10 protein-coding genes and 1 riboswitch are annotated in these 11,581 nt (G+C 56.8%); of the genes, 9 read left to right on the top strand and 1 reads right to left on the bottom strand.

Annotated elements, in window-relative coordinates:
- Positions 1-194 precede the first annotated feature (194 nt).
- Together DL88_RS13400 and DL88_RS13395 are read left to right on the top strand one after the other, a co-directional pair.
- Entirely contained in the window at positions 195-554 is a 360-nt protein-coding gene (locus DL88_RS13400) for a copper resistance CopC family protein (RefSeq protein ID WP_034996975.1), read from the top strand.
- Positions 555-562: 8 nt separating this feature from the next.
- On the top strand, positions 563-2,275 hold the full coding sequence (locus DL88_RS13395; protein ID WP_034996918.1) for a CopD family protein: 1,713 nt from the start codon (positions 563-565) through the stop codon (positions 2,273-2,275).
- 330 nt (positions 2,276-2,605) lie between these two features.
- On the opposite strand, the gene DL88_RS13390 is transcribed toward DL88_RS13395, so the two are convergent.
- Positions 2,606-3,208, bottom strand: a complete 603-nt coding sequence (locus DL88_RS13390; RefSeq protein WP_034996916.1) for a glutathione S-transferase — start codon at positions 3,206-3,208, stop codon at positions 2,606-2,608.
- Between the two features lie 416 nt (positions 3,209-3,624).
- Positions 3,625-3,743, top strand: a riboswitch (TPP riboswitch).
- 79 nt (positions 3,744-3,822) lie between these two features.
- Here DL88_RS13390 and DL88_RS13385 point away from each other — a divergent pair.
- The 7 genes from DL88_RS13385 to pheS all read left to right on the top strand — a co-directional run bounded on the left by DL88_RS13385 (position 3,823) and on the right by pheS (position 11,529).
- Positions 3,823-4,836 (top strand): FAD-dependent oxidoreductase, encoded by a 1,014-nt coding sequence (locus tag DL88_RS13385; RefSeq protein WP_034996914.1) that lies wholly within the window; start codon positions 3,823-3,825, stop codon positions 4,834-4,836.
- Positions 4,805-5,002: a sulfur carrier protein ThiS gene (gene thiS, locus DL88_RS13380; RefSeq protein ID WP_034996912.1), complete on the top strand. Its 198-nt coding sequence runs from the start codon at positions 4,805-4,807 to the stop codon at positions 5,000-5,002. The genes DL88_RS13385 and thiS overlap by 32 nt, the downstream gene beginning before the upstream one ends.
- Positions 5,003-5,135: 133 nt before the next feature.
- The gene (locus DL88_RS13375) at positions 5,136-5,939 is read left to right on the top strand and encodes a thiazole synthase (RefSeq protein ID WP_034996910.1); all 804 of its coding nucleotides are present in this window, start codon (positions 5,136-5,138) and stop codon (positions 5,937-5,939) included.
- Entirely contained in the window at positions 5,939-6,559 is a 621-nt protein-coding gene (locus DL88_RS13370) for a thiamine phosphate synthase (RefSeq protein WP_210165315.1), read from the top strand. Before DL88_RS13375 ends, DL88_RS13370 begins: the two co-directional genes overlap by 1 nt.
- 1,653 nt (positions 6,560-8,212) lie before the next feature.
- Complete coding sequence (locus DL88_RS13365; protein WP_034996906.1) at positions 8,213-10,051, top strand: aminopeptidase P family protein; 1,839 nt, start codon at positions 8,213-8,215, stop codon at positions 10,049-10,051.
- The gene (gene cutA / locus DL88_RS13360; RefSeq protein ID WP_034996904.1) at positions 10,048-10,371 is read left to right on the top strand and encodes a divalent-cation tolerance protein CutA; all 324 of its coding nucleotides are present in this window, start codon (positions 10,048-10,050) and stop codon (positions 10,369-10,371) included. Before DL88_RS13365 ends, cutA begins: the two co-directional genes overlap by 4 nt.
- A gap of 75 nt (positions 10,372-10,446) precedes the next feature.
- Complete coding sequence (pheS, locus tag DL88_RS13355; protein WP_034996974.1) at positions 10,447-11,529, top strand: phenylalanine--tRNA ligase subunit alpha; 1,083 nt, start codon at positions 10,447-10,449, stop codon at positions 11,527-11,529.
- Positions 11,530-11,581: the final 52 nt, after the last annotated feature.

Here is an 11,581-nt window from a genome sequence, read left to right as displayed (position 1 = left end):
AGACCATGGCCAATCGCACTTGTCCACTATCTTCTCGGCCGGCTGGCAATTAGATCGCGCATGGCTCGCCGGCTTGGGTTTTACCTTTGCCCTTGGTCTCATCCGTACAATTGGAGGGGTTTCTTTTCACGCCGTTTTTGCGCCATGCTGCCGAAACGTTCGTTCCATTGCAACAACTCCAAGTTCAGTGGCTCATGAGATATCGTTTTCTTTCAGCCCTTTTTGTGCTGTCGGCCGCGCTTCTCACTTCTCAACGGGCGTTGCCGCATGCCATCGTTCTCAATTCATCACCGGCAATCAATGCTGTTGTGACGGGAGAGTCGGTCGCTATCCATCTGCATTTCAACAGCCGTATCGATCATGCCCGTTCGAAACTGACACTCTATGCACCCGATGGAACACAAGGGAATATTTCTCTATCTGCCGATTCTCCGGCGGATGATCTGAATACGGAAGTCAAGGCCCTGACACCCGGCGCCTGGCGTCTGCGTTGGCAGGTCTTGAGCACCGATGGTCACATTACGCGTGGCGATATTCCTTTCACGGTTCGGTAACAGGCTCCTTGCCCTCGCTCTCTTCATTCCTCGATATTTTCGGCTATCTGTCCGTCCTGCTTCGCGGAGCGATTCTGACGGCACAATCCTTCACATTCGGCAGTCTGGCCTTTCTGTTTCTGCTTCTGTTGCCCTTGCGGGTGCGGCTATCGGCCGATGGCAAAAAGATTGGCCGGTATTGTCAAACAATCCTGCGTATCAGCGCCCTCGCTTTCGCTGGTTTCGCCTTGTGTAGTCTGGCCTTGAATGTGATGGTTCTGGCCGGGACGTTACAAATCTCATGGATTGAGGCGGCTGGAGCCGATTTTGCCCGTGCGGATTTCATCATTGCCGTCTGTGCTATTGTTATCGGACTTCTGGCGCAGGGCGTGGAGAAACGGCTCCGTCCTGTCATTTTGATCGGCCTTACCCCTGTGATCCTCATAGCACAGCTCTCGCTGACGCATGCCGTGAGCCGACCCGGGGATCGCGGGCCCTTTCTGATCGCCGATGCGCTGCATATGATTGGGGCCGGTGTCTGGATTGGTGGACTGCCCTGTTTTCTTATCGCGCTCAACCAATGCTGCGACGGCTCTGATTGGCGGTTGATCGGGCGCCGTTATTCTCTGATGGCCATGGCTTCGGTGGCCGCCATCATCGGTTCGGGCATGATGATGGCGGTTGGCTATATCGGTTCGATCGAGGCGATTTATGGTACCGCATATGGTATCATGGTCATGACCAAGGTGTTTCTGCTCCTTCTGTTGTTACTGCTCGGCGGTGGCAATTTCCTGACGGTGGAAGCTTTGCGCCGCAATCCCGCGACCTCCATTTTGCGATTGAAGCGTTTTGCCGAAGTGGAGATCGGCATCGGTATCACTGTTTTCTTCACCGCAGCTTCATTGACTTCGCTACCGCCGGGGATCGATCTGACGCAGGATCGTGTTAGCTGGCCGGGAATCGTCGAGCGCATAAAACCGCAATTTCCCATCCGCCTGACGAGCCCCGCTCACGATCATCTGACAATTGCCAGATTGCAGGCGCAGACCGCTGCTGCAGACCGAGACCATAAGTCACAAGCGCCGCAGGCCCAAGCACTACAGGCCCAAGCGCTACAGGCCCAAGTGCCACAGGCCTATGTTCCGGGAGAAGGTATCTTTTTGCCCATCAGCGCCGAGGATATTGCCTGGTCCGAATACAACCATCACTGGGCTGGTGTTTTCGTCGCATTGATTGGCCTTCTTGCTTTGATCGAGCATTTCCACTGGGGCCGCTGGGCTCGTCATTGGCCGCTGCTGTTTATCGTCATGGCCGTTTTTTTATTTCTCCGTTCCGACGAATCCGCATGGCCTTTGGGAGATGTCGGTTTTTTTGCTTCCCTGCGTGATCCTGAGGTAGCACAGCACCGCGTCTTCATCCTGCTTGTTGCCGTGTTCGGCTTCTTCGAATGGCGTGTCCGCATACAGGGTGGAAAAGACAATAAGGCGGCGCTGGTCTTTCCCCTTGCGACGGCCTTGGGCGGTGCATTGTTACTGACGCATTCCCATGCGATCGCTAATATCAAGGATGAATTGCTGGTCGAGATGAGCCATGTACCGCTGGCGCTTTGCGGCATTATCGCGGGGTGGGCGCGCTGGCTCGAACTGCGCCTCGATGGCAGGATCAGCCGTGTGGCGTCATGGGTCTGGCCTTTTGCTGTCCTGTTGGTCGGCCTCATTCTGCTCGATTATCGCGAGGCGTAAGCAAGACGAATACGTGGTCGTTCCGGAGCGCGGAGACCATAGATACGTGATTTGAATGTTTCTGCCACTCCTCATTGATCACAACCAATTGCGATCATGAGGTTCGGCGGCAACCCGCTGGGCCACGGTCTCTGGGGTCGAATCTCGGTCAGGACAGATCAGGGAGTTATCGTCCCGAGATTTTATGTTACACGCCATGATGGTCAAGGGCGTCTGTGTATCCATCGTTTTATCAAGCACAAAAATCGACGTGATTGGCGGTGTTTCGTGCTTGACGAGATGGCTTCTAGTGATTGTTGGAAACGGCAATGGTTTGATTGTGAGGGGGCTCTATCCCTCGACTTGTGTATTCACATAGGAAGGCCGTGCGGCAAATTGTTTGTGCCATAGCGCGAGATCGGAATGTGTATCGTGCCAGGCAAGATCGGCAAATCGCAGATTGAGATATCCGAGCGCGGAGGCGACCGCTATGGTGCCGATCGTCAGCGGCGCTTCGAGCTCACGAACATTTCCATTCATATAGTCCAGCGCGCCGGCAATCTTGCTCTTCTGTTTGTCGATGAAACCGTCATATTGGCGCTCTGTGGGCCGTTGCGTCTGCTCATAGCGGATGAGCAGTGCGGCATCGAGGAGTCCGTCGGCGAGTGCCTGCCAGCGCAACGCCTTCCAGCGTGATGTGCCTTCCGCCGGAAACAATTTCTCGCCCGCGTGCAATGTGTCGAGATATTCGCAGATGACAGGACTATCGTAGAGCGGGCCGAATTCCGTTTCCAGAACCGGAATTTTGGAGAGCGGATTGTGATCGGCAAGACCGTTGTTGGGATTTGATGTATCAACGGAAACGATCTCAAGGCGGTCATGAAGACCAGTTTCCATCGCGACGATCCGCACCTTGCGCGCGTAGGGCGATGCCGGGCTGTAAAAGAGCTTCATTCTGGGACTCGATGAAAGAGAAGATGCATCGAGGATCTAGCAGATCGCCGTGGTCCCCTCATAGAGGCCCATCCGATTTAATGGGTTCACCGCAGCGATGCGTCGAGAGGAGTGGGCAGCACTTTGCGCAAAGACTCCGCCTAACGAGCGGCATCGCAACGCATGGTCCTTTTGGCTCATGGAAACCCACTTGCGTCTGCGAGCGCCTGTGCTTAAATCGGTGACGATATCAAGACCGATGGTCGAGGTGATCCTGCAGCAATCTGGATGTTTCCGAGCGGCTACCCCCTGAATCCGGGGTGTTTTCAAACTTTTTGAACCGTTTGGCGATCCTCCTTGATAAAGATGCGCCAGCCTGGCTGGAGCGCTAGGCGGGGTGGACACTGGCAGAGCCTCGATGTCGAAAGACTTGATGATCAAGAGACCAGGGGAGCCCCGGCAGGGGGCTGAGAGGCTGGCAGCGCCCATGGCGGCCCGGCGACCCTTTGAACCTGATCCAGTTCACGCTGGCGGAGGGAGGGCAAATCGACATGATATATTTCCGTCCTTTTCGGCGCTCGCCGTATTCCATCCCGGCCTTTCGTCCTCCTTTCTTCAGCTGAGAGGGCGTATCCATGCGCATAAGCATCATTGGCGCGGGCATCATGGGCCTGTCCACGGCTTTCGAATTCGCTTCGGCGGGCGTCGAAGTCGACCTGATAGAACGTCACCAGGGTCCTGGACTTGGATGTTCCTTTCTCGCGGGCGGCATGATTGCCCCCTGGTGTGAGGTTGAAAGCGCCGAACCGCTCGTCTGCAATATGGGACAGGAAGCCCTCCACTTCTGGACCTCGGATGTACCGGTGGCGACACGGCAAGGCAGCCTCGTTCTGGCAGCAGCCAGGGACCGGCCGGAACTGAACCGTTTCTCGCGCCTCACCAGCCATTATAAGCGCTTGGATGGCGCGGAGCTTGCCCTGTTGGAAGCAGACCTCCAGGGGCGTTTCTCCGAGGCTCTTTTCTTTCCCGAGGAAGCGCATCTCGATCCACGTGAGGCGACCCGTGCGCTGGCCGAACGGCTCGCCGCCATGCCGAATGTCAAGCTGCATTTTGGCGTCGATGTTTCCGATCCGGCAGATGTGCCAGCCGACTGGATCATCGATTGCCGGGGGCTTGCGGGACGCGGGGCGCTGCCGGATCTCCGTGGCGTCAAGGGCGAGATGTTGGTTCTGCGGACGCAGGAGATCACTCTCGCAAGGCCCATTCGCTTTCTGCACCCGCGTTTTCCGGTCTATATCGTCCCCCGCGGCGACGGGCGTTTCATGATCGGCGCGACTTCCATCGAAAATGAGGAGGAAGGACGCATTACCGCGCGCTCCATGGTCGAATTGCTCAGTGCGGCGATGACTGTTCACCCGGCTTTCGGCGAGGCGGAAATCATCGAGACCGGGGCAGGTCTCAGACCAGCTTTTCCCAATAATCTGCCGCGTTTTCGGATCGAGGGGCGAATGGTCCGGGCGAATGGCCTTTATCGGCACGGTTTCCTGCTTGCGCCGCCCGTGGCCCGCAGGCTCAGGCGCACAATTCTTGAAGGTGCTTATTTCCCGGAGGTCATGGATGTTGATTCGCGTGAACGGCAAAGAGCTTGACGTCGCGGCAGTGACGCTTGAATCGCTGCTGCGCGAACTCGATTATACAGAGGCGATGGTGGCAACTGCTGTAAACCAGACTTTTGTGCGGCGCGACCAACGAAGCGCGACGCCGTTGAGAACTGGTGACCAGGTCGAAATTCTGGTGCCCCGCCAGGGTGGCTAAAGGCAACACAAGGTTTGGCCATACGCCATTCGGCTTGCCGAAGTAGCCATTAAAACACACGCCAAAACCCGAAGAGACAAGGCGACGAGGGAATCGCAATGCGGGATCCCTTACGGAAAGGGAGGAAGACTTGATGAGCGAAGATAAGGATGCAAGGCCGTTTGCCGTTTACGGCACGACGCTCGTGTCGCGTCTTTTCATCGGTACGGCCCAATATCCTTCACCGAGCGTGCTCAGCGATGCTTTGTGTGCTTCCGGCGCTGAGGTTGTAACAGTTTCATTGCGGAGAGAATCCGGAGCGAGCCGCGCCGGTGAGCATTTCTGGACACTCATTCGGGAACAAGGACTGCGGGTCCTGCCCAACACTGCCGGCTGCCGCACCGTGAAGGAGGCCGTCACAACGGCGCAAATGGCCCGCGAAGTGTTTGAAACCTCCTGGATCAAACTGGAGGTCATTGGCGAGGACGACACTCTGCAACCGGATGTTTTCGGACTGGTCGAGGCTGCGGGAATTCTCTCTCGCGAGGGTTTTCAGGTTTTTCCCTATACGACGGATGATCTGGTCGTCGCCGAAAAATTGCTCGCGGCGGGTTGCGAGGTTTTGATGCCCTGGGCCGCGCCGATCGGTTCGGGGCGCGGACTCAATAATCCCTATGCCTTGCGGTCCTTGCGCGGACATTTTCCCGACATTCCGCTGATCGTCGATGCCGGCATCGGCACCCCCTCGCATGCAGTGGCGGCGATGGAAATGGGTTATGATGCCATTCTGCTCAATACGGCTATTGCCAAGGCCGGCGATCCCGTTGCTATGGCGCGAGCCTTTGCACTCGGCGTGGAGGCTGGCAGGCTCGCCTATCTCTCCCAACCGATGGAGCCGCGCGACATGGCTGCTCCCTCGACGCCAATGAGCGGCCTCGCCTTCCGGGATACTGCCTGATGCTGGATCCATTTTACCTGATCGTCGACAGCGCCAACTGGCTTGAACGTCTGCTCCCATGTGGGGTCAAACTCGTTCAATTGCGGATCAAGGACCTTGATGGCAATGGTCTGAGGGACGAAATTATTCGTGCGAAAAATCTCTGCACGAACTATGGCGCGCAATTGATCGTCAATGATTTTTGGCGGGAAGCGATTGATCTCGGCTGCGATTACATCCATCTCGGCCAGGGCGATCTCGATACGGCGGACTTGCCCGCGATCCGGCGCGCTGGTCTGCGCCTGGGTGTTTCCACCCATGACGAGCCTGAACTCGAACGAGCCTTGTCGATCAACCCCGATTATGTTGCGCTTGGGCCGATCTATCCGACGATCTTGAAGGCAATGCCTTTTGCACCGCAGGGGCTTGAGCGCCTGGGAGAATGGAAGAAGCGGATTGGTGATATTCCGCTCGTTGGAATCGGCGGCATTACGCTGGGACGCGTTGCAGGTGTTCTGGAAGCTGGTGCCGATAGTGCTGCCGTGGTGACCGACATCAGCCTCAATCCCGATCCAGAACAAAGAACGGGGGCCTGGCTGGAGGCGACGCGTCATTTTCTTCAGCAAGGTGTCGCTCGATAAACCAAGCTCCTGTTAAGTCACATGGATCACTGGCGCGTATGATGGATGCTCTTGCAATCCATGAGTTCGGAAGCGAACTTGTTCCCCAGAGGGTATAGCGAATCCCGGACAGCATGACGTCCCATGCGCCGTTTCTATCAAGAAATGTACAAAGAAGGACCATCCGGAACCATCCGAATGTGTTCTCTCGTGGAAACTTTTAGAGGCTCGCGGCGTTACATGGCGCGGGAAGGATATTCTCTATTTTCGTAAATGTCTCGAATAGTTTTGGAATAAATTTTCGTTTCTAGGTTTGTCCTGTAGGGGATCGCTTCCAAATCCTCATTATCGAACGACGCTTGCAAAGCGATGCCCTGTCTTCGGATCGATGGAATGCAGAATGCGATAATCGCTTTACGTCGGGCTAGCTTCCGTCACTGCCTTGCGAGAGAGAGACCAACTGCTCTTCAGCCATTGCCACAATGCTTTTAAATAGAAATCATTATATCGAAGAAAATGATAATCACGCTCGCCGCGTTCATCTGTGCATGTGATTGCAGGTGCGTAGGATGCCAATCCGAGAAGTGTATTGCATCCCTTGGTTCGACAAAGCGAACCGGGAAGGGCGAGATAGATGACGCGGTCCATATTGGGGCGACCGCAGGTGGGACAAGTCTTTAACGCCATAGTCAGAACTCCAACAATTTCTACGGGAATAGAGTTGGCTCTGAGTTCTCATCGAATGATTGACGCCAAGTCTCATGGAGCCTTGGTGCATGCGCGTCTTTTCGCCTTTCCAAACGGAAAACCGATCAAACACCCAATATGGCTTCCTTTCAACTGGCGTTATCCAGTTTGAATCATTTTCAATGGAAGTTCAGCGCGTTATGTTATCTGTTTATCATTTCCGAGGTGTTTCAGTTGTACTCGTTATTCTATACCCGTTCTCGATCCCGGGAGATAAAATTTACCGAGATCGTGAATGTCGTTTCAATGTGAGACTGTTTGCGGATAAATTATGCGATTACAATAGTTTAAATTAGGATTTCCCGAATGACCGTTTCATCGGGTAATGATTTCTGCAAGAGAGAAACTTTTGACGGCCTCGGTACATGCATCTTGGATTGCCAGGTTTGATTATCCGCATGAAATTAGTTTCTCTTTTGTATGTTAAAATCGTATGAAAGCAATCTGCTTATATGCCGTATCGCAGGTTGCATGACAGTGTTTCACCTGTAGGGATGTTCGTCAAGTAAGCAGCTTATATATAATTGTGTTCGCCACTGTGTGTTGCATCCTGTTCATTCCGGTCCGTAGCTGCGAGTGTGGCTAAAAGGTTTCAACGATTACAAACATTTCATTGTTCATCGCGATTGCGGCGTATTTCAGGATAGAGCTGTTGTCGCAAATCCACGGCGCCTCACTTTCGGGCATTGGTCTTTCGCCAGGTCCCTTTGCGTCCCTATGAGGGCGGAGGATATATTTCTCGTCCGTCATCGACCCTCCCCATCCTTGGCAGCGACGGTCAAGGTTTCAGGGTAAATTAAGTCTTTGATCTGGTGTGAAGCTTGCGTAAGGGCTTCTTCGAGATTATGCGCTCGATGAGCGAGACGCGTGGTTCAGGCCCACCGCATGCATCGCCTTCACGCAATCCATTGAGGCTGTTGGAAACCTATGTTCGAGAGCCGTTACCAATCCTTCGAGAGCGTCGCCGATCCCTCTTTCGGCAGAGAGCGTCTGGCTTTGTTGCGCGGCCGGCTGGCGGAACTCGGTCTCGATGGCTTTCTCGTGCCGCGCGCCGACAAACATCAGAATGAATATGTCCCGCCCTCCGAGGAGCGCCTCGCCTGGCTGTCCGGCTTCACTGGATCGGCCGGCCTCGCCGTCGTCCTTGCCGGCCGCGCGGTGATCTTCGTCGATGGCCGCTATGTACTCGCCGTGCGTGATCAAGTGGATTTGGACTGCTTCGAGCCGGTCGCCCTGGTCCAGACAAGCCCCGAGGCATGGTTTGCCGCCAATCTGCCGCAGGGCGCCAAAATCGGCTATGATCCCTGGCTGCACACGCCAGCGCAGATCGAACGCTATCGGCGTGCCTGTGCCCTGGCCGGCGCCGAACTCGTGCCGGTCGATGATAATCCGATCGACGTGGTCTGGGTCGACCGGCCGGCGCATCCGCTTGGCAAGATCAATGCGCATCCGAAAAAATTCGCCGGTGAGAGCGCGGAAAGCAAACTTGCCCGCATCCAGCGTTCGCTCGGCACCAACGATGCCCTTCTCGTCAGTGATCCGCATGCCGTCGCCTGGGCCTTCAACATCCGTGGCCGCGATGTCGCGCACACACCCCTGCCTTTGGCTTACGCGCTGATTTTCAATCCGGAAAGAATCCCGGACATCAAGCCAAGGCTTTACGTCGATGCACGCAAGCTCGATGTTGCCCTGCAGGAGAAGCTTTGCGTCCTTGCCGATCTCGCTGAGCCGCCCCTGCTGGAATTGGATCTCAAGGAGCTTGGCCGCAACAGTAAAACGGTCAGCTTCGATCATGCCACTGTGCCGGTGAAGCTGGCCGATCTCCTCAAGGAGGCAGGCGGCTGCCACGAGGTCGGCCCCGATCCGATCGCGCTCCTCAAAGCCTGTAAGAACAAGACGGAACTCAAGGGCATGCGCGAGGCGCATCGGCGCGATGGTGCGGCGATGACCACCTTCCTGCATTGGTTTGCCGTGAACGCGCCTTCCGGCCGTCTGACGGAAATCGAGGCCGCCGAGGCGCTGGAAACCTTCCGCCGGGACACCGGCAAGCTCAAGGATGTGTCCTTTCCCTCGATCGCCGCCGCCGGGCCGAATGCGGCCATTCCGCATTATCATGTCACCGTCAAGACCAACCGCCGCATCGGCAAGGGTATTTTCCTCATCGATTCCGGCGGCCAATATGAGGACGGCACCACCGACATCACCCGCACGCTCTCGGTCGGCCGGCCGACCGCGCTGATGCGTGATCGTTTCACCCGCGTGCTCAAGGGCCATATCGCTATCGCCCGGGCGGTCTTCCCCAAGGGCACGGCGGGCAGCCAGATCGATGCCTTCGCCCGCATGGCGCTGTGGCAGGCGGGGCTCGATTTCGATCACGGCACGGGGCACGGTGTCGGCTCTTATCTCTCCGTACATGAGGGGCCGCAGCGCATTGCCAAGACGGGCGGCGTGGCGCTGGAGCCGGGGATGATCCTTTCCAACGAGCCCGGTTATTATAATGCCGGCCAGTGGGGCATCCGGATTGAAAACCTCGTCGTGGTCGAGCCGCGCGAGATTCCGGGTGCTGAACGTGAAATGCTCGGCTTCGAGACGATCACGCTCGCGCCGATTGACCTTGCCCTGGTCGATCCGAAACTGCTCGATGCGCAGGAAATCGCCTGGCTCAACGCCTATCACGCGCGCGTCGTCGCGGAGCTTGCGCCGCTGGTTGAACCGGAAGTCCTGCGCTGGCTGAAACAAGTCACCAAACGGCTGAAGAAGCCGTGAGCGAAGAAAGTCTATTCTCGCTGGTGACGACCACCTGCGGTAGCGAGGAAAGCGCGCGCCATCTTGCCGCCGCTCTCGTCGGCGAGCGGCTTGCGGCCTGCGTGCAGATCATGCCCATTGAAAGCTTTTATCGCTGGCAGGGCGCGGTGCAGAACGAGCGGGAGTTTCTCCTCCTCTGCAAGATCAAGCGGGCGGATTATCCGGCGCTTGAGGCGGCGATCCTGCGGATGCATGATTATGATACGCCGGAGATCATCGAACTCGATATTTCCCGTGGCGCGCCCGCCTATCTCGCCTGGATCAGGGATGTCACGGTGTGACAAGACCGCTCTACGGTCTCGACTTTGCGTCCCGCGCATGGCACAAGCGCCGAAAATTCCGACCGGATGAATGTGATGTCTGATCTCGATGCCCTGCTGATGGAAACGCTTGCGCAGGTGGCCGCCGCCGCGGATGAAAGCGCGCTGGAAGCCGTGCGGATCGCCGCGCTCGGCAAGAAAGGCAGCATTTCGGCCCTGCTGGCGACGCTCGGCAAGATGGCGCCGGAAGAGCGCAAGGTGCAGGGCGCCGCCATTAATGCGATCAAGGACAAGGTCACCGAGGCTTTGGCCGAGCGGCGCGTGATCCTGAAGGAGCAGGAGCTCGAGGCGCGGCTCACCGCCGAAACCATCGACGTCACCTTGCCGGTGCTGGCGCGTCCGGAAGAGCAGGGGCGCATACATCCCATCACGCAGGTCATGGATGAACTGGCGGCGATCTTCGCGGAAATGGGTTTCGCCATTGCCGAAGGGCCGGATATCGAAACCGACGATTACAATTTCACCAAGCTGAATTTCCCACCGGATCATCCCGCGCGGGACATGCATGATACGTTCTTCTTCGAGCCGGATGCCGAGGGTAAACGCAAAGTGTTGCGCACGCATACAAGCCCGGTGCAGGTGCGCACTATGCTGACGCAGAAGCCGCCGATCCGCGTCATCTGCCCCGGCCGCACCTATCGCTGCGATTCCGACCAGACGCATACACCCATGTTCCATCAGGTCGAAGGGCTGGTTATCGACCGCTCCGCCCATCTCGGCAATCTGAAATGGATTTTGGAGGAATTCTGCAAGGCCTTCTTCGAAGTGCCGGACGTGAAAATGCGTTTCCGCCCGAGCTATTTCCCCTTTACCGAACCGTCAATGGAAGTGGATATCCAATGTTCCCGCAAGGGCGGCGAGATCCGCTTTGGCGAGGGTGACGATTGGCTGGAAATCCTCGGTTGCGGCATGGTGCATCCCAACGTGCTGCGCAATTGCGGGCTTGATCCCGATGTCTATCAGGGCTTCGCCTGGGGCATGGGCATCGACCGTATCGCCATGTTGAAATACGGTATGCCGGACCTCCGCGCCTTCTTCGATGCCGATATCCGCTGGCTCAATCATTACGGTTTCAGGCCGCTGGATATGCCGAGTTTGCTGGCGGGGTTGAGCAGTTAAGGGTTTTGGGAAGAGCCTGTTTCTCCTTTCGTGGCTGATGACGCGAGCCCTG

Source organism: Beijerinckia mobilis (assembly GCF_000745425.1).
Taxonomy (GTDB): Bacteria; Pseudomonadota; Alphaproteobacteria; order Rhizobiales; family Beijerinckiaceae; genus Beijerinckia; species Beijerinckia mobilis.
This window is presented reverse-complemented; position numbering and strand designations above follow the sequence as displayed.